Genomic DNA, 19,005 nt, shown 5'->3' with positions numbered 1-19,005 from the left:
GGCTCAGCCCTCGTGGCGACGCGATTGGAGTTGGGCGACCAGCGCTTCCAGCTCGGCCAGCTCGTTGTCGCTGACCTGCTGGCGCTGCGACAGGTAGGCCACGAACGGCGACACCGAGCCCTGCAGGGTGTTGTCGACGAACTGGGCCACGGCACCCTGCAGCACGCTCTGCGGGCCACGGGTGGCCTGGTAGCGGTAGACGCCGTCCTGCTGCCGGCGCTGAAGATACCCCTTCGCCCGCAGCCGCTCCATCATCGTCAGCACGGTGGAACGGGCCAGGCCGCGGGCCTCGCCGTAGCCACTGGCGACCTCGCCGACGCTGGCCGGCGCATGTTCATCGATGTACTGCAGCAGGGCCAGTTCCTGGTCCCCGATGGTCTTGCCACGCATGACACCACTCCCTTGACTACACGTGTCGTCACTGTCAGCTTGACGACAACTGTAGTCAACCCCCCGGAAGTCATGGGCCGACGAACGGTAGGCACCACCGAGCGCTTAAACCTTTGACCCGCCCACTGCATCCGATCCGCAACGCCCCGCTGGAATTCCGCATGTCCCGCCCAATGCTCCGAGTCCTGCTCATGCTCATCAGTGCACTGCCCTTCGCCGCCGTCTCTGCCAGCCAGGACCAGGCCAACGACCAGACCCGCCGCCTGATCCGCCAGATCATGCTGGAGCAGCGCATCCCGGGATTGCAGATCGCGGTGGTCAAGGACGGGCAGACCGTGTTGTCCGAGGCCTACGGGCTGGCCAACGTGGAGAACGGTGTGCTTGCCTCGCGCGACACCCGTTTCCCGCTCAATTCGGCCACCAAGGCGTTCACCGGCGTGGCCGCCGCGCAACTGGCCCAGCAGGGGCAGCTGGATCTGGACGCGCCGGCCTCGCGCTACCTGGATGACCTTCCGCCAGCGTGGAGAGACGTACGCGTACACCAGCTGCTGGCGCATACCTCCGGCCTTCCGGACATCCTTGATGCGAAGGGACTGCTGGGCGGTGGCTCAGAAGCGCAGGCGTGGGCGGCCGTCACGGCGCAGCCGCTCGAAGCCGAACCCGGGCAGCGCTTCGCCTACAACCAGACCAACTACGTACTGCTGGCACGAATCATCGCGAAGCAATCCGGCATGCCCTACGAACGTTTCCTCGCCACCGGCCAGTTCAGCAGCGCGCGCATGGCCCGCACCACCTTCGGCGACAGCTACGACCTGATTCCAGATGCGGCGACGATGTACAGCCTGGCCCCGCGTGCCACCGACGCTGCGGATGCACCGTCCCGCCTGTCGCACTGGTTCTACGACATACCGCCTTCGCTGTGGGCCGGTGGCGGCATCCTCACCACCGCCGACGACACCGCGCGCTGGCTGGTCGCGCTGACCGAAGGCCGCCTGCTGCCGGAGACCGCCCTGCGGCGGATGTGGAGCGCAGAGCGCCTGGCGGATGGCCGTGCCGGCCCGTGGGCGGGGGGCTGGCCGGTACTGCGCGCATCGCCCGACCTTCAGGTGGCCGGTATCGGCGGTGCGCGCTCGGCGTTCGTGGTCTATCCCGAGCGCGGCGTGGCGGTGGTGGTGCTGACCAATCTTGTCGGTGCCAATCCGCAGCAGTTCATTCCACGCATTGCCGATTTCTATGCGCGCGATGCCTCAACGCCCAGTCACGAACGGGTCGCCCCTGCACGGCAACAACGGGCTGTCATCGCAGGGCCATAGCCCGGCCGGCACGGTCCTGGCCACTTCGAAGTGATCCTGGTTCCAGCGCAGGAAACCGCCGTGGATGGCATTGCCATGGTCGAAGCTGCGCGCAGCGTCGGCCAATGGCTGCTCAGGGTCGGCTTCGGCCACCCAGCGCACCACCGGTACCTTGTCCAGCTGCCCGATGAAGGCGAACAGATCGCCCGCGCCCCTGTCCTGGTAAGCCGTCATCGTCGCCGTATCAGGCAGCTCGGCCTGCGCCAGCAACGACGCGGTGACATCCTGCAGCGGTGCGGCTCCCTGCGCGATGTAGGCGCGCATGCCCGTGGTGGTTGCTGGGCAGTCCTGCAGCTGCACGAGATATCCGGTGGTACCGCCACTGCTGGAGAACGAGCGCATCCAGTAGCGGAAACGCGGTCCGCTGCGATCGGTGACCATGAAATCCTGCTGGCCACCCTGCGCGGGAATGGAAAGCACCTGCGCATTGCCGGCACTCTCCACGTTGCACTTCAACTGCGCCAGCACCCGCCTGGCCGGTTCGGGCAGCGCAGCGTAGCGGCCGCCGGAATGGGCGCTGCCGGAAGCTTCCGGCAATGCAGGCAATCCGCGTTCAGTGGGTCCTGCCTGCGCAGGCAAGGTCTCCGGTTTCGCCTCAGGCTTCGCAGCAGGTGCGACCGGCACGGTGTGCTCCCCGGCGGGTGCGCATGCGCTGCACGCCAGCAGCAACACCCACGGCAAACCGGACATCAAGGGTAGACGGACCATCCTTCAACGTCCTCCCATCGCGGGTGCTTCGTGCTGCTGTGCCGGCGCGGGCACGGGTGCACCCTGTTCGCGCGCTTGCTGCTGCAGCTGGCGCAGGCTGGTTTCCACCGCAGTCTCGCGCACCTCGGCTGCGTTGACGCCTGCGCGCACGGCCGCCGGGTCGCCCGGACTGCCCTGCACCAGGAACAGTGTCTCACCCGCAGCGCGGCCGCCACTGGGATTGCTGGCCACGATCTGGTCGACCCGGGTGATGCCTGCGGCCTTCGCTTCGCGCAGCATCACCAGGCTGTAGTCATCGGCGTGCTCGGCGTAGCGCCCGCCCAAGGCCTGCAGGTGCGTGCTGATCTGCTGCTGCAGGGCATGATCGCGATGCTGCGGCTGCCGGGGATCGTCATTGGCCGCGAGCGGCGTGTCCTGTCCCAGCCCGCGCGCCTGGCCCGGCGCAACCGAGGTCAGCACATACTGCCAGCGGTTCTGCCCGGGGGTGCCGCGTACCGTCGCCACGAAGTCGTCGTACTCACCGCCGCCGATGGTCTGGCAGCCCGCCGAATCGGTATTGGACCGGCTGCCACGATGGATCTTGAAGGTGTCGTTGAGGTCCTGCACGCCCTGGGTATCGCGCGCATCGAACCAGCCATCGCCATTGCTGTCGCGCTCCACCCGTCCAGCGCCGGCGGTGATGGCCGCCTGCGAAGGGCGCAACGCGAACTCATCGGGATGGCCGTTGCGCGGATGCGTGGTCGCGCGCATCTCGGTGGTGCCTTCGCCCAACCGTCCAAGATCCTTGACCCGGTCGCCGTTGACGTCCTCGCCCTCGGTCTTGGTACGCGGCGCCACGTTGCCGAAGCCAGGGCTGCGTGGCGTGGTCTTGGCGTGTCCGTCGTACTGGGCGGTCGGTTCTGTCGTGGCCTGGTTGAACTCGCGCACATGGCCGTGGCCCTGCGCATCCTTCCACAGCACCACGATGCGGTCGTCGTAGACACCACGCCCTCGCGCCTCGGTGGTGCGGTTCTCGTCGCGCAGCCCCAGCACCACGCGATCCTGCGTGGCCATCGCATCGTTCGCCGCGGCGTTGCCGCGCTGGGCCACGATGCTGCCATACACGTCGTACTGCTGGGCCTGGCTCAGGCCCGCAGTCTCCGCGGCGTCGGGCATGCGCGGTGGGCGCGTCGCGTCGCTCAGGCGATCCAGCATCGGGTTGACCGTGGCCGCGTCGGTGGCGGATACGCCACCGCTCCGTCGCAGCGCCTCAAGCTCGGTGGCGCCCCGCGCCGCGATGTAGCGATCCAGCGATTCCTGCACCACCGCACGCTGGCCGTTGTGCAGGCCCTCCAGGCGGGCGGCCGCGCCACGGGCATCGTTCTGCCGAAACGGGGCGACGACTTCATCGGCCGCTGCGCTGATATCCATCTCCGGCATGATCTTTCCCTGAACGTGATCGGTATGGGAGTCCAGCCTACCCCACCGCACCGGCGCAGCCGTTGACACACGCCACACACCTGCGCGAAGCCCCGTTCAGCAGACGCCACGCCGTAGTGCTGTTCACCCTCGTGGCCCGCCCATCACCGGCAGGATCACCCCGCTGATGTAACTGGCACAGGCCGGCGAGGCCAGGAACACGTAGGCCGGCGACAGTTCCTCGGGCTGTGCAGGCCGGCCCATGTCGCTGTCCTTGCCAAATTCCGCCACGTCCTGCGCCGGCTTGTCGGCCGGGTTGAGCGGCGTCCATACCGGCCCCGGCGCCACGCAGTTGACCCGGATGCCGCGCGGCAGCAGCTGGCTGGCCAGCGATTTGGTGAACGCGTGGATCGCACCCTTGGTCGCCGAGTAATCGATCAGCGCCTTGCTGCCGAAGATCCCCGTTTCCGAACCGGTGTTGATGATGCTGGCGCCCTCGCCCAGATGCGGCAGCACCGCGCGCGCCATCTGGATGTACCCGCCGATGTTGGTCTGCAGGGTCTCCTGCAGGTGCGCGTCTTCCAGGTCTTCCAGCCGCTCGCAGTGCAGCTGGAACGCGGCGTTGTTGACCAGGATATCGATGCCGCCGAACGCCTTGGCCACCTGCTTCACCGCTTTGTCGCAGAAGCGCGGATCGCGCACGTCACCGGCGATCACCACGCAGCGACCGCCTTCGCGCTCCACGTGCTGGCGGGTGATGTCCGCGTCCTCGGCCTCGTCCAGGTGCAGCACGGCCACGTCGGCACCTTCGCGTGCGAACAGCACCGCCACCGCGCGGCCGATGCCGGAATCGCCACCGGTGACGATCGCACGCATGCCCTGCAGTTTGCCGCTGCCGGTGTAGTCGGGTGCAAGGAAACGCGGCGCCAGCTCCAGTTCGTGTTCGTGCCCGGGCTTGGCCAGCTGCTGCGCCGGCATCGCCTCCGGCTGGCGTCGTGCTCCGGCCTGGGTCGCGGTCTTCTTTGTTGCCTTCTTGGCCGCGCGGGCGTCCTTGGCCTTCTCCTGGTCCTGCAGGCGCCGCTGCCGTGCCGCAACGCGGGCGGCGCGGGGATCGCTGGCGGCGGCCTTGCGGGTTGCGGTCTTCACCACGCGCGGGCGACCGGGGTCGGCGATGGTCCTGGTTGCAGTGCTGCCTTTGCGCACCTTGGGTGAGGCTTTGCGGCGGGCGGGGGTTTTCCTGGTGGTGGCCATGCAGGTCTCCTCGGGGGAATGGGATTGCCGGCCAGCGGCCGGCACTACCGGGCGCATGCGCCGCAGTACCGGGGGCGGCATCCGCCGCTCCTGCAGTGTCTCCACCCCTGCTGTTGGCGGCAGTGAGCGCGCCGTGTCCATGATGTGCACGGCATTCATTCCGCCACCACGTGCGCCGTCGCACCCTGCACGCAATCACACAAGGAACGCCTTCATGAAACACGCCATCGCCACCGCCGCCGTCTGCTTTGCCCTCGCCGCCTGCAGCAGCACACCGGTGGCCCAGGTACAGCCGATCGACGGTGTGATTTCCGGCCAGTGCCGCAGCGACAGGGTGCGCGGCGCGCTTGGCCTGGCCGCGTCGGACGCCACCGTCGCACGCGCACGGGTGGACAGCGACAGCCTGCACGTACGGGTGCTGCGCCACGACGGCCCGCGGGTGCCGCCGGCCAGCGAAGGCGGCGACCGCCTGACCATCGAAAAGGGCCGCACCAACAACATCACCGCGATCTACTGCGGCTGAGCCGGCGCGCCCTGCGCAGCACGCGCAGGGTCGCCTGTTCCCACTGGCGCGGCCCACGCAGGCCGGCCAGCGTGGCCAGTTCGCCGCGCTCCCAGCCGGCGAACACGCAGGGGTCGATATAGGCCTTGCGGCACACCGCCGGGGTATTGCCCAACAGCGACGCCACTTCGCACACCACCGCGCGCTGCGCCTGCGCCAGTGCGCGCTGGCTGGCCGGTTCCGGCAGTTCGGTGGCGGCAAACGCCTGCACCGCCGCAACCGTCCCGCCCCAGGTGCGGAAATCCTTGGCAGTGAAGTCCTCGCCCATCACCTCGCGCAGGTAGTCGTTCACCGCGCCGGAGTCGACCGGCTGCAGCGCACCGTCGTCATCGCGGTACTGGAACAGGGCCTGCCCCGGCAGCTGCTGCAGGCGCCGCACCAGCAGCCCCAGCCTGCGGTCGCCCACGGTGACCTCCTGCAGCTGCCCGGACTTGCCGCGGAAGCGCATGCGCACGCGGCCACCGCGCAGCAGCTCCAGATGCCGGTTTCGCAGTGTGGTCAGTCCGAACGAACGGTTCTGCTGCGCATAGGTCTCATTGCCGACCCGCACCAGCGTGTCCGCCAACAGTGCGACCACCATGGCCAGCACCTTCTCCTTCGGGAAACCGGGGCGCTTGAGATCCCGCGACAGCCGCCGCCGCAGAGTAGGCAACGCCTCGCCAAAGGCGATGATGCGATCGAACTTGCCTGCATCGCGCTCCCTGGCCCAATCGGGGTGGTAACGGTACTGCTTGCGACCGCGCGCATCACGACCGGTGGCCTGCAGGTGGCCGTTGGCGTGGGCGCAGATCCACACCGCGGTGTAGGCCGGTGGGATCGCCAGTGCGCGGATGCGTTGCAGGGTGGTGGCGTCGCGTATCGCGTGGCCATCAGCATCGCGGTAGCTGAAGCCCTTGCCGGCGCGGCGCCGGCTGATGCCCGGCTGGGTGTCGTCGACATAGCGCAGGCCGGCCGCGCGCGCTGCCTGTCGTTCGGGGGTGGAGGGAGTTGGCATGCCGCCAGTGTCGCCGTCGCCATGCCGCGATCCTGTCGATAACACAAGACAAACACGTGAGGGCCGGTTCGCCGCTATGCTCGGGTCTTCACAACCCCTTCCGGAGTCATGATGTCGTTCCCGATTCGCGCCCGTTCGCTCTCCGCCCTGTTGCTGCCGGCCGTGCTGGCCCTGACCGCCTGCCAGGCACCGGCGCTGGATGAACAGGATTCGGCCACCGCCCACGCCCAGCAGGCCGCCGAAGCAGCCAAGGCGCCGGCCGACGACGCCGGCAAGGCCACCGAGGCTCCGCCGGTCGGCACCTGCGATGCCAGCCAGGTACAGAGCCTGGTCGGCCAGGCCTACACCGATGCCCTCGGCAAGCAGGCACAGGAAGATGCAGGTGCCAGCCAGGTGCGCGTGCTCAAGCCCAATGATGTGGCCACGATGGAGTTCCTCGGCGACCGCCTGAACATCGAAGTGGACGACAAGGGCGCCGTCAGCGGCGTGCGCTGCGGCTGAGTCCCGCCCCGCGCCGGCACTGGGTTGCCGGCGCGTTCCGTTGCACCTGCAACCGTGTATTGCGGCGTTGCAGCAACCTGTGATCTAGTCGAGGCATCCGGTGGCCTCACGATGCGCTCCAGGGAATGAGCGGGGACGAGTGTCGCCGCCAACCCTATACGCATCGAGGTAGAGATGGCCCCCCGCAACCGCCAAGGGCTTTACGACCCGCGCTCCGAGCGCGATGCCTGTGGATTTGGCATGGTCGCCCAGCTCGACGATCAACCATCGCGCCTGTTGGTTGATACCGCCATCGCCGCGCTTTCGCGCATGACCCACCGTGGCGGTGTCGCTGCCGATGGCCTGACCGGTGATGGCTGCGGCCTGCTGCTGCGCCGCCCCGATGCGTTCCTGAAACTGCTGGCGAGTGAGGCCGGCATTGCCGTCGCCGCACGCTTCGCGGCCGGCCTGGTATTCCTGCCGCATGACGCCGACGCTGCGCAGGCCTGCCGCGCGCAGCTGCAGGCGCAGGTGGAAGCGGTGGGCTGCAAGGTCGCTGGCTGGCGCGAGGTACCGACCGACGACAGCGTCTGCGGCCAACTGGCGCGCGACACGCTGCCGCGCATCGAGCAGGTGTTCGTCGATGCCGGGGTTGGCCAGGATGATGCCGGCTTCGCACTGGCGCTGTTCCTGGCCCGTCGCCGCAGCGAACAGCAACTGCGCGAACACGCCGACTTCTACGTCGCCACCCTCACCCCGGATGCGATCAGCTACAAGGGCATGGTGCTGCCGGACAAGCTCAGCCGCTTCTTCCCGGACCTGCAGCGCCGCGAGCTGGCCTCCAGCGCGATCGTGTTCCACCAGCGCTTCTCGACCAACACGCTGCCGCGCTGGCCGCTCGCCCATCCGTTCCGCATGCTCGCCCACAACGGCGAGATCAACACCATCGAGGGCAATCGTCGCTGGGCGCAGGCGCGCAGCAAGGTGTGGAAGACGCCGCGCTTCGATATTGGTGAATTCGACCCGGTCATCTCCATGCACGGTTCGGATTCGCAGAGCCTGGACAACATGCTGGAGCTGATGGTCGCCGGTGGCATGGAGCTGATCCAGGCGCTGCGCATCCTGGTGCCGCCCGCCACCCAGTCGCTGGAATTCAAGGACCCGGACCTGGCCGCGTTCTACGAGTTCCACGGCCTGAACAGCGAGCCGTGGGATGGCCCGGCCGGCATCGTCGCCTGCGACAGCCGCTATGCGGTGTGTACGCTGGACCGCAACGGCCTGCGCCCGGCGCGCTGGATGCTGACCGCCGACCGCCACTTCCTGGTCGCCTCCGAGGCCGGCGTGTGGGAAGTGCCGACCGAACGCGTGGTGCGCAAGGGCAAGCTCGGCCCCGGCGAGATGATCGCCATCGACCTCAAGCGCGGCGACCTGCTCGACTCCGACGCGGTGGACCGCATCAACCGTGGCCGCGCGCCGTACAAGCAGTGGCTGCAGCAGGGCGTGACCTACCTGCAGACCGAACTGATCGACCCGTCGCTGGTGGAAGAGCCGTTCGACGAAGCCACCCTGCGCAGCTACCACAAGCTCTACCAGCTCAGCAGCGAGGAAGTGGAGCAGGTGCTGCGGCCGCTGGCCGAGACCGAGCAGGAAGCCACCGGCTCGATGGGCGATGACACGCCGATGGCGGTGCTGAGCCAGCGCAGCCGCCCGCTGTACGACTATTTCCGCCAGGCCTTCGCGCAGGTCACCAACCCGCCGATCGATCCGCTGCGCGAAGACTGCGCGATGTCCCTGTCCACCCAGCTCGGCAAGGAGACCAACATCTTCCATGCCGGCCCGGAGACGGTGAACCACGTCATCCTCAACTCGCCGGTGCTGAGCCAGCGCAAGCTGCGCCAGCTGCTGAAGATGGAGCAGTACGTGCAGGCCAACCGCCTGCTCGACCTGTCCTACAGCGAGGACGAGGGCCTGCGCGCCGGCATCGAGCGCATCTGCAGCGAGGCCGAACAGGCCGCGCGCGATGGCATGGTGATGCTGCTGCTGTCCGACCGCTACCCGGTGGCCGGGCGGCCGATGGTGCACGCGCTGCTGGCCACCAGCGCCATCCACCACCACCTGTCGCGGCTGGGCCTGCGCTGCGACGTGAATCTCATCGTCGAGACCGGCACCGCGCGCGACCCGCACCACATGGCCTGCCTGCTCGGCTTCGGCGCCACCGCGGTATACCCCTACCTGGCCTACCAGACCCTGTTCGACCTGGGCCGCCGCGGCATCCTCAAGCTGAGCAAGGGCGGTGAGCAGTCGCAGATCGGCCGACGCTACCGCAAGGGTGTCTACAAGGGCCTGTCGAAGATCATCTCGAAGATGGGCATCTGTACCGTGGCCAGCTACCGCGGCGCACAGCTGTTCGAGATCATCGGCCTGGAACCGGAAGTGGTGGACCTGTGCTTCCCGGATACGGCCTCGCGCATCGGTGGCGCTGGCTTCGCGCGCCTGGATGCCGACGCACGCGAGCTGTGCGCACAGGCCTGGGACGCGCAGCAGGACGTGGACGTGGGCGGCCTGCTGAAGTACGTGCACGGCGGCGAGTACCACATGTACAACCCGGACGTGGTCACCACCCTGCAGCGCGCGGCCCGCAGCGGTGACCCGCGTGCGTGGCAGCAGTACTGCGATGCCGTGCATGCACGTCCACCGTCGGCGCTGCGCGACCTGCTGGAACTGGTGCCGGCGGCCACGCCGGTACCGCTGGACGAGGTGGCTCCGGCCAGTACCCTGTTCCCGCGCTTCGATACCGCGGCGATCAGCCTGGGCGCACTGTCGCCGGAAGCACATGAAGCATTGGCCATTGCCATGAACCGCCTCGGCGGCCGCAGCAATTCCGGCGAAGGCGGTGAGGATCCCGCCCGCTATGGCACCGCAAAGCGCAGCAAGATCAAGCAGGTGGCCTCCGGCCGCTTCGGCGTCACCGCCGAATACCTGGTCAACGCCGAAGTGCTGCAGATCAAGGTCGCGCAGGGCGCCAAGCCCGGCGAGGGCGGCCAGCTGCCGGGCCACAAGGTGAACGAACTGATCGCGCGCCTGCGCTATGCCCGGCCCGGGATCGGCCTGATCTCGCCGCCGCCGCACCACGACATCTATTCGATCGAAGACCTGGCGCAGCTGATCTACGACCTCAAGCAGGTCAACCCGACCGCGCTGGTGTCGGTGAAGCTGGTCAGCCATGCCGGCGTGGGTACGATCGCCGCCGGCGTGGTCAAGGCCGGTGCCGACCTGATCACCATCTCCGGCCACGACGGCGGGACCGGTGCTTCGCCGGTCAGCTCGATCCGCTATGCCGGCGTGCCGTGGGAACTGGGCGTGGCCGAAGCGCACCAGGCGCTGCTGGCCAACGACCTGCGCGGGCGCACCCTGCTGCAGACCGATGGTGGCCTGAAGACCGGCCTGGACGTGGTCAAGGCCGCGCTGCTGGGCGCGGACAGCTTCGGCTTCGGCACCGCGCCGATGATCGTGCTGGGCTGCAAGTACCTGCGTATCTGCCACCTCAACAACTGCGCCACCGGCGTGGCCACCCAGGACGAGCGCCTGCGCGAGAACCACTTCACCGGCCAGCCCGAGCGCGTGGAGAACTTCTTCCGCCTGCTGGCCGAGGAAGTGCGCGGCTGGCTGGCGTACCTGGGCGCGCGTTCATTGGAAGAGATCGTCGGCCGTACCGACCTGTTGCGGCAGATCGAGGCCGCGCCGCGTGACGGCGTGCGCGTGGACCTGTCGCGCCTGCTGGCCGATGCCCGTTACGAGGGCAGCCACTGCGCCGCCCAGCGCCTGTACGAATCGCCGGACAGCCTGGCCACGCAGATGGATGGCCTGCTGGCGCCGGCCATCGAGCACAAGCGCGGCGGCGAGCATCGCTTCCTGATCCACAACACCGACCGCAGCATCGGCACCCGACTGGCCGGTGCGGTGGCGCGCGCGCACGGCAACCAGGGCATGGCCGAGGCGCCGCTGGAACTGCGCTTCCGTGGCAGCGCCGGGCAGAGCTTCGGCGCGTTCAACGTGGGCGGCCTGCATCTGGAAGTGGAAGGCGAAGCCAACGACTACGTCGGCAAGGGCATGGCCGGCGGCCGTCTGGTGGTGCGCCCGCCGCGTGGCGCGCGCTTCGAAGCGCGCAGCACCGCGATCATCGGCAACACCTGCCTGTACGGCGCCACCGGTGGCGAGCTGTTCGCCGCTGGCCGCGCCGGCGAGCGTTTCGCGGTACGCAATTCCGGCGCGCTGGCGGTGGTGGAAGGTGCCGGTGACCACTGCTGCGAGTACATGACCGATGGTGTGGTGCTGGTACTGGGCAAGGTCGGCCTGAACTTCGGTGCCGGCTTCACCGGTGGCCTGGCCTACGTGCTGGACGTCGACCGCGATTTCGTCGACCGCTACAACCACGAGCTGATCGACATCCATCGCGTCTCCGCCGAGGGCTTCGAGAACTACCGCCAGCACCTGCACCGCCTGATCGGCCGCCACCGCGAGCTGACCGGCAGCATCTGGGCGCAGCAGATCCTGGACGAGTTCCGCGATTACATCGGCAAGTTCTGGCTGGTCAAACCGAAGGCCGCCAGCATCGAGTCGCTGACCGAAACCCTGCGACGCGCCGCGTAACGGTAGTGCCGGCCGCTGCCGGCAACCCAGGACCACGTAGTGCCGGCCGCTGGCCGGCGACCGCAAAACACCACAGAGCCCGCCATGAGCCGCAAGCACGCCTTCCAGTTCCTCGACCTGCCCCGCACCATGCCGCAGCGCATTCCGGTGGAACTGCGCACGTCCGGCGACTGGGGTGAGTTGTACGGCAAGTTCGGTAAGGAAGATGCCCAGTACCAGGCCGGTCGCTGCCTGGACTGCGGCAACCCCTACTGCAGCTGGAAGTGCCCGGTGCACAACGCCATTCCACAGTGGCTGCAGCTGGTGCAGGAAAACCGCATCCACGAAGCGGCCACGCTGTGCCACAGCACCAACCCGCTGCCGGAAGTGTGCGGCCGGGTCTGCCCGCAGGACCGGCTGTGCGAAGGCAGCTGCACGCTGGAGGAATTCGGCGCGGTCACCATCGGCGCGGTCGAGAAGTACATTGTTGACACCGCGCTGGCCACGGGCTGGCGCCCGGACCTGGGCGCGGTGCAGCCGACCGGCCACAGCGTGGCGGTGATCGGTGCCGGCCCGGCCGGGCTGGCCTGTGCCGACCGCCTGGCGCGCGCCGGCATTGCCGCGGTGGTCTACGACCGCTACGAGCAGATCGGCGGCCTGCTGCAGTTCGGCATCCCCAGCTTCAAACTGGACAAGGACGTGATCCACCGCCGCCGCGAAGTGCTTGAGGGCATGGGTGTGCAGTTCCGCCTCGGTGTGGAGATCGGCCGCGACCTCAGCGTGCAGCAGCTGCTGGATGCCCATGATGCGGTGTTCGTCGGCACCGGCGCCTACCGCTACACCGATGGCGGCCTTGACGGCCAGGACCTGAAGGGCGTGCTGCCGGCGCTGCCGTTCCTGGTGCAGAACAGCCGCATCGTCGGTGGTGATGATCCGAAGGGCCGGCCGATTGCCGGCTGGGAAGACAGCATCGCCCTGCCCGATCTCAACGGCAAGCGCGTGGTGGTGCTCGGCGGTGGCGATACCGGCATGGACTGCGTGCGCAGCGCGGTACGGCTGGGCGCGGCCAAGGTGACCTGTGCCTACCGCCGCGACGAAGCCAACATGCCCGGCAGCGCGCGCGAAGTGGCCAATGCGCGCGAGGAGGGCGTGCGCTTCCTGTTCAACCGCCAGCCGCTGTCGATCGAAGCCGGCGCCGACGATGAGGTGATCGGCGTGACCGTGGTCGAAACCCGGCTGGGTGAGCCCGATGCCAATGGCCGCCAGAATGCGGTGCCGATCGACGGCAGCGAATCGCTGCTGGAGGCCGACGTGGTGATCATCGCCTTCGGCTTCTCGCCAACCGTGCCGGCGTGGCTGGCCGAGCACGGCGTGGAAGGCCGGTCCAACGGCCGCATCGTGGCTGGCGGCAAGGACCGCCTGCCATTCCAGACCGCGCACCCGCGCCTGTTCGCCGGCGGTGACGCAGTGCGTGGCGCCGACCTGGTGGTGACCGCCGTGGCCGAAGGCCGCGACGCCGCCGCCAGCATCATCCGCCTACTGGCGCACTGATTCCGGCGCCAGCAGCACGGCCAGCAAGCCCCGCAGTTCCTGCGCCGCCACCGGCTTGGCCAGGAAATGATCGATGCCCGCTTCGCGGCAGGCCTCGCGGGTGCGACCCAGCGCGCTGGCCGTGAGCGCGATGATCGGGACCTGCGCGCGAACCGCGCAGGCGTCGGCGCGGATGGCCCGTGCCAAGGCAAAGCCATCCATGTGCGGCATGTGGCAGTCGGTGATGACCAGGTCGAACGCCCGCGCCTGCCAGGCCTCGAAGGCCTGGCGACCATCGGTGCAGGCGTGCACCTGCAGACCCAGATCATGCAGGCGCTGCTCCAGCAGATGCAGGTTGGTGGGGTGATCTTCAGCTACCAGCACGCGGGCCGACGACAGTGGCCGCGCCGCCTCTGCCGGAAGCGGCAATGCCTCGGCAGGCAACTCACAGGCGTCCAGATCCAGTTCCAGCCACACGGTGGTGCCCTTGCCTGGCGCGCTGCGCAGGCATAGTTCTGCTTCCATCGATGCAGCCAGTTCACGGCAGATCGCCAGGCCCAGGCCGCTGCCGCCGAAACGGCGCGTTGTCGATGCCTCGGCCTGGGTATAGGCAGCGAACACCGCCTGTTGCCGTTCCGGGCTGATGCCCACCCCGCTGTCACTGACCTGCAGGCGAAGACGTTGGCCGCCATCGTGCTGCTGCAGCACCTGCACCTGCAGATCCACGCCGCCATGCTCGGTGAACTTGAGCGCGTTGCCGGCAAGGTTGAACAGGATCTGGCGCAGGCGCAGGCCGTCGGCCAGCGATCCGGCCTGCAATTCCGGATCAAGTTGGATCCGCAGATGCAGGCCCCGGCTGGCCGCCACCGGCATCAGCAACTGCTGCACCGCGCGCACCAGTGCCGCCACGCTCGTGGGTCGCAGCTGCAGCGGCAGTGCCTGCAGCCGTTGGCTGTGCAGCACGTCGTCCAGGATCTGCCGCAGCATCTGGGCAGCATCACCCACGGTCACCAGCACCTGTTGCTGGCGATGATCCAGATCGCTGCCCTCCAACCGCTCGAGCATGCCCAGCAGGGTGCTCATCGGCGTGCGGATCTCGTGGCTCATGGTCGCCAGGAAGTGGGCCTTGGCCAGCGCTGCCTGCTCGGCCGCACGGCGCGCCTCGGCCAGCGCATGGGTGCGCGCCTGCACTCCACTTACGTCGATCCAGTAGCCACTCCACTCGACGTCGCCGCTGTCCAGGGACAGCGGCCGTCCATGCGAGTGGACCCAGCGCCAGCCTTGTGGCGAGCGCGTGCGGAAGGTGACATCGATCGGGCCCCGCGCCAGGGCAGCGGCGTCGACGGTGTCCATCAGCCGCGAGCGATCATCGGGATGAACCGCTGCCAGCAGGCGCTGATGATCGATCAGGGCGGTTTCCACGCTGATTCCGAACAACGCCTGCACGTCGCCTGCGATCTGGGGAAAGCTGTAGTGGCCGGTGGCAGAGCGACGCACCTGATAGACCACCGCTGGCAGGTTCGAGGTCACCTCCTGCAGGCGTTGCGCAGCCACACGGCGACGCTCGCTCTCGCGATGCACGCGCCAGTAGCCGAAGGCGTACACCAGCATGAGCGCCAGCAGGGTCAGCGAGGCCGGCACCAGCCAGCGCAGGGGGGACGCAGAGGGCGGGTGTCGCGGCTGGTTCGGCAGCCAGGACGTGCGGATCGCCTCGCGTTCGTTCGCGGTCAGCTGCGACACGGTCCGCTCGAACACCGGGATGACGTCGGCGCAGGCGGGCACGGTGGCCAGCACCGGCGCGTCGTCGATTCCGGCCGGCGCAGCGATTACCAGCGGCTCGCCCTGATAGTGGCGCAACGCGGCCTCGACCTCTCCAAGATTGGCGACCACGGCATCGACCAGGCCCGTGCCCAGCAGTGACAGGGCGTCGTCGATGGGGGCGGGGGGCAACAGCTGCACGCCAGACGCCTGTTCCGTCAGCGCCCCGACCAGCGACAGCGGGTCGGGACTGGCCACGGTGCCTCCGCGCAACGCCTCCAGGCCCAGCACCGGCGATGCATCCCGGCGCCGCACGATGACCTGTGGCAGCTGCACGTAGGGCGCACTGGCCACCCACCCCGTCGGCAACTGCGAGCGCGACCAGCCCAGCAGTGCCTGGACGTCGGGCGGCACCGTTCCCTCGGCGATGGCGGCGGTTGGCAATGGCTGCATCTGCAGTGGTCGCTGCGCGCCCAGCAGCTTCAGGTACTGCGCGCTGAGCCCGCGCGGCTGGCCCTGCTCGCTGGAGGACAACGGCGCGCGGTCGGCGGGCCAGGCAATGCGCAGCGGCGTCCTGCAATCCGCAGCGGCGGCCAGGGCAGGCAACAGCAGGCCGGCCACGACCGCGGTGGCGGCACGCAGGCCAGCGGCGTTCACGATGGGCATCCTCTTCTGGCGGGCGGAAATGAACGGCCGCGCAGCGGTACCGCTGCCTCTTACGCTAGCGGCGTGTGGACGAGGCGCAATGAAGAAAATTGTAAAAACACCAAGATAGGTGAATGGCGACATACACTGCCGCTTTCACCCGTATTTGCGGAGCATTCGATGCGCATCGGCCTGGCTGCCAACCGTCTCCATCACCACGACGCGCGCGCCGCCCTGTTCCGCTGGCTGCGCGTCAGCGAACCCGGCCTGCGCGAGCTGGGCGTGTCGCTGCACGCGGTCGGCCGCACCCATGACGCGATACAGCGTCAGGGCTTCCTGACCGGATACGCGGGCCTGCATCGCTACCCCTACGGTCGCGAGGGTGGCTTGATGAAGCTGGTGGCCGAGGTGGTTGGCATGGGGCCGGATCGGACACTGGATGGCGCGGTCTACCTGATCGATCCGGTCGATCCATCCTCGGTGTTTCCGGAAGCCACGGCGCTGAAGCGGCAGTGCGTGATCCACGGCAAGCCTTTCATTTCCACCGTGGCCACCGCGCGCGACTGGATCGAGGTGGAACGCATCCATGCCGGACTGGTTGCCGATGCTGGCGCCGACGACCTGCATGCGTTCGAAGGACAGACGCTGGCGCTGATCGCGCACGACGCGATGAAGCCGGCGATGCTGGCCTTCGCCGATGAGCACTTCGATGTGCTGGCGCGGTTCGGTGAGCGGGTGGCAACCGGAACCACCGGCCAGCGCTTGAACGAGCTGGCGTGGAGCCGTGGCTGGCCCAGCGATACGCCCTGGGTGACGCGCTACCAGAGCGGCCCGATGGGCGGCGATGCGCAGATTGCCGACCGGGTACTGGAAGGGCGCTGCCAGCGCGCGATCTTCTTCGAGGATCCGCACGTGGCGCGCCAGCATGAGGCGGATATCCAGCTGCTGGAGCGCGCGGTGACGACGGTGACCGACCAGGCGGTGTGCATTACGGCACCGCGGGTGGCGGCGCGCTGGGCGGCGGCGGCGGCGTTGCGGGCGAGGTGAGGATTTCGGCCAACGGCTGAGCCCCTCGTGGTGGGTGGTATCCGAAGGCAAAGCCGTGCTTGGCCGGGCGGGGTGGATTGCGCAGGGGTCGCTGCAAGTACCCCTCCGGGGCCCGGCCCAGCCGCTGGCGGCTGTGCGTTCAGGCGCTTGCGAAGCAGTGCTTCGCAAGCAAAGCGCCTTCACCCCTGTAAGCTCGGTTGCCGCATCCATGCGGCTCACGCCCCTGCGCAACCCACCCCGCCCGGCCACGGACAGATTCCGGTGTGCCCACCACGGAAGAAAGAAAAGAAGAGCAGGAGCGGGTCGCGCGCTGCGCGCGCTCCATGGCGCGTTACCAGGGTGGGGAATGCTCATCCTCTGCGCAGACCCTGTGCAGCGTCGAGCCTGCCCGACTGCCCGGCCCACTCTCTGGAGGAAAGCCCCTTCTGTTGAAGGGGCGCGCCGAAGGCGGGGGTAGAGGAAGAATGCGCGGGCAACTGCTGTAGCGCCCGCGCGCTATAGCAGTTGCCGCAGCATCGCCTTCAGTCGGCGGCCTTCCAGCTGGAAGTAGTCGCGCTGTTCGCGCCAGGCGGGGAAGCGTTGTTCCACTTCGTGCCAGAACGCGGGCGAGTGGTTGGGCTGGATCAGGTGGCAGAGCTCGTGCACCAGCACGTACTCGAACGCCTCAGGGCGGCCCAGTACCAGCGCCAGGTCCAGTGCCATGCTGCCATCGGGGGCGAGCGAGCCCCATTGCGAGGACATCACCTTCAATCGCAGGCGACTGGGTGCGCGCGGCAGCGTGGGCAGGTACTTCGGCAGCCAGCGGCCGACGTCGGCGCGGGTCTGTGCTTCGTAGAACTCGCGCAGCAGGCGGCGCAGGGTGGCGTCACCACCACGTGTCGGCCACTGCACGCAGGCACCATGCGCGTCGATCTCCAGGCGCGCGTAGCGGCCTTCCTGCCAGCGCAGCGGCAACAGTTCGCCGCGCAGGGGTAGCACGCCGTCTTCGCCGGGCTGCAGCGGTGCCGGCAGGCCCTGGCCCTGGTACTGGCGCAGCTGCAGTGCCAGCCAGTCGCGGTGCTGTTCCAGGAAGCGTTCGCCCATCACCAGGCTTGCGCGCGGCGGCAGGGTCAGGCGCGCGCCGCGTTCGTCCACGCTCAGCTTGATGCGGCGCGCACGCGGATCGCGCACGCGCAGTACCTCGATCTCGGCATCCTCCAGGCGCAGGCGAACGGTGTCGCGCTGTACGGTGGCGGGCGGGGTCGGGCTGATCAGGCGGCGCAGCAGACGGCTCATGCGCCCAGCATAGCGCCGCTTCGGGCCGCCGGATGACCGGCGGCCGTCGGGCTGCCTGTTCAGTCAGCCTTGCTGAGCTTGAAGGCTTCTTCCAGCAACAGGAACAGACGGCGGATCTCGGCGCTCTGCAGGGCGAAGCGGGCGTCGAACTCGGCGCGGCGGCCGTCTTCGTCGGCATGCTCCAGCTGGTCCAGGGCACCGTCGAGGAACTTCAGCTTGCGCACGATCAGGTCGTCGCCGATGACGAAGGACAGGTTGTCCTCGAAGATCAGCGCCAGCTTGGTCACCTGCTTGCCGGCATCCAGGTGCTTGTCGATCTCATCGCAGCGCAGTTCCTGGTGCTGGCACTTGACCACCGCGCCGCCTTCCACCGGGTCCTTCATCTCGCACTCTTCGCCCAGGCTCAGCCCGGTCGGCAGCGGCTCGCCGGCGATCCAGCCGGTCAGGATCGAACGCGGCGCGACTTCGGCGTTCAGCGGCATCGCCGGGAAGCTGCCGAGCAGGCCGCGGATGTCGGACATGAAGTACTCGCCGGTCTTGCGGCTGGAGGTATCCACCGCCACGTAACCGTGCTGCAGGTCGATGAAGGCGTCGTTGCGCGAGGACTTCACGAAGGCGCGCGGCAGCAGTTCATGCAGCAGGTCGTCCTTCATCCGCTTGCGTTCGCGGCCACCCGGGCGGCGGCCTTCCTTCTCCTCGATCTCCTCCAGCTTGCGCTCGAGCAGGTCGTTGACCACCGCCGCCGGCAGGATCTTGTCCTCGCCGCCCACGGTCAGCCACAGGTGTTCGGCGATGCGGTGGGAGAGCAGTTCTTTCTCCTCGCGGCCGAACGGCGAGATGAAGCCGCGCGAATTCATTTCCAGTGCGCCGACCGGCTTCAGCAGGGCGTGCGGCAGCAGCGTGTCGACTTCGGAAAAATCGGTGGTGGTCGGGAAACGGAAGAACGTCAGGTTGCGAAAGAACATGGAATTCCGGATGGCAAAGAG

The 19,005-nt window shown here is 68.5% G+C and carries 14 protein-coding genes; 6 read left to right on the top strand and 8 right to left on the bottom strand.

The window, feature by feature from the left end:
- Window positions 1-3: 3 nt before the first annotated feature.
- Window positions 4-390 carry a BlaI/MecI/CopY family transcriptional regulator gene (locus tag AC5P5S_RS10450; RefSeq protein ID WP_019661969.1) on the bottom strand — a complete coding sequence of 129 codons (387 nt, stop codon included), beginning with the start codon at window positions 388-390 and terminating at the stop codon, window positions 4-6.
- A gap of 191 nt (window positions 391-581) precedes the next feature.
- Between AC5P5S_RS10450 and AC5P5S_RS10445 the strand changes: the two genes are divergently transcribed.
- Window positions 582-1,703, top strand: coding sequence for a serine hydrolase domain-containing protein (locus AC5P5S_RS10445; RefSeq protein ID WP_088428707.1), 1,122 nt, complete (start codon window positions 582-584; stop codon window positions 1,701-1,703).
- Here the strand turns inward: AC5P5S_RS10445 and AC5P5S_RS10440 are convergent.
- The 3 genes from AC5P5S_RS10440 to AC5P5S_RS10430 form a co-directional block, all read right to left on the bottom strand.
- The gene (locus AC5P5S_RS10440) at window positions 1,638-2,279 is read right to left on the bottom strand and encodes a hypothetical protein (protein ID WP_225792013.1); all 642 of its coding nucleotides are present in this window, start codon (window positions 2,277-2,279) and stop codon (window positions 1,638-1,640) included. The two genes, AC5P5S_RS10445 and AC5P5S_RS10440, sit on opposite strands and share 66 nt — an antisense overlap.
- A 174-nt stretch (window positions 2,280-2,453) precedes the next feature.
- On the bottom strand, window positions 2,454-3,869 hold the full coding sequence (locus AC5P5S_RS10435) for an XVIPCD domain-containing protein (protein WP_231336672.1): 1,416 nt from the start codon (window positions 3,867-3,869) through the stop codon (window positions 2,454-2,456).
- 123 nt (window positions 3,870-3,992) lie between these two features.
- Window positions 3,993-5,099, bottom strand: coding sequence for an SDR family oxidoreductase (locus AC5P5S_RS10430; protein WP_088428697.1), 1,107 nt, complete (start codon window positions 5,097-5,099; stop codon window positions 3,993-3,995).
- Between the two features lie 214 nt (window positions 5,100-5,313).
- Here AC5P5S_RS10430 and AC5P5S_RS10425 point away from each other — a divergent pair, with 214 nt between their 5' ends.
- On the top strand, window positions 5,314-5,622 hold the full coding sequence (locus AC5P5S_RS10425; protein ID WP_062606876.1) for a putative periplasmic lipoprotein: 309 nt from the start codon (window positions 5,314-5,316) through the stop codon (window positions 5,620-5,622).
- On the opposite strand, the gene AC5P5S_RS10420 is transcribed toward AC5P5S_RS10425, so the two are convergent.
- Window positions 5,600-6,655, bottom strand: a complete 1,056-nt coding sequence (locus AC5P5S_RS10420) for a DNA topoisomerase IB (RefSeq protein WP_005407510.1) — start codon at window positions 6,653-6,655, stop codon at window positions 5,600-5,602. The genes AC5P5S_RS10425 and AC5P5S_RS10420 overlap by 23 nt on opposite strands.
- Before the next feature lie 111 nt (window positions 6,656-6,766).
- On the opposite strand from AC5P5S_RS10420, the gene AC5P5S_RS10415 reads away from it, so the two are divergent.
- From AC5P5S_RS10415 to AC5P5S_RS10405, 3 genes are all read left to right on the top strand, one after another.
- On the top strand, window positions 6,767-7,156 hold the full coding sequence (locus tag AC5P5S_RS10415; RefSeq protein WP_005407509.1) for an I78 family peptidase inhibitor: 390 nt from the start codon (window positions 6,767-6,769) through the stop codon (window positions 7,154-7,156).
- Between the two features lie 174 nt (window positions 7,157-7,330).
- Window positions 7,331-11,785 carry a glutamate synthase large subunit gene (gene gltB / locus AC5P5S_RS10410; RefSeq protein WP_062606874.1) on the top strand — a complete coding sequence of 1,485 codons (4,455 nt, stop codon included), beginning with the start codon at window positions 7,331-7,333 and terminating at the stop codon, window positions 11,783-11,785.
- A gap of 84 nt (window positions 11,786-11,869) precedes the next feature.
- Window positions 11,870-13,315 (top strand): FAD-dependent oxidoreductase, encoded by a 1,446-nt coding sequence (locus tag AC5P5S_RS10405; RefSeq protein WP_231336671.1) that lies wholly within the window; start codon window positions 11,870-11,872, stop codon window positions 13,313-13,315.
- Here AC5P5S_RS10405 and AC5P5S_RS10400 read toward each other — a convergent pair.
- Window positions 13,301-15,709 (bottom strand): ATP-binding protein, encoded by a 2,409-nt coding sequence (locus tag AC5P5S_RS10400; protein WP_062606900.1) that lies wholly within the window; start codon window positions 15,707-15,709, stop codon window positions 13,301-13,303. The two genes, AC5P5S_RS10405 and AC5P5S_RS10400, sit on opposite strands and share 15 nt — an antisense overlap.
- Before the next feature lie 168 nt (window positions 15,710-15,877).
- Between AC5P5S_RS10400 and AC5P5S_RS10395 the strand changes: the two genes are divergently transcribed.
- Window positions 15,878-16,744 (top strand): methylglyoxal synthase, encoded by an 867-nt coding sequence (locus tag AC5P5S_RS10395; protein WP_033834579.1) that lies wholly within the window; start codon window positions 15,878-15,880, stop codon window positions 16,742-16,744.
- A gap of 495 nt (window positions 16,745-17,239) precedes the next feature.
- On the opposite strand, the gene AC5P5S_RS10390 is transcribed toward AC5P5S_RS10395, so the two are convergent.
- Window positions 17,240-18,019 carry a M48 family metallopeptidase gene (locus tag AC5P5S_RS10390; protein ID WP_005407504.1) on the bottom strand — a complete coding sequence of 260 codons (780 nt, stop codon included), beginning with the start codon at window positions 18,017-18,019 and terminating at the stop codon, window positions 17,240-17,242.
- A 59-nt stretch (window positions 18,020-18,078) separates the two neighbouring features.
- Window positions 18,079-18,984 (bottom strand): recombination-associated protein RdgC, encoded by a 906-nt coding sequence (locus AC5P5S_RS10385; protein WP_005411825.1) that lies wholly within the window; start codon window positions 18,982-18,984, stop codon window positions 18,079-18,081.
- Window positions 18,985-19,005 lie beyond the last annotated feature (21 nt).

The organism is Stenotrophomonas sp. YJH_SMC_54, from assembly GCF_059368435.1.
The sequence above is the reverse complement of the archived record's forward strand: the minus strand, read 5'-3'. Positions and strand labels throughout refer to the sequence as shown.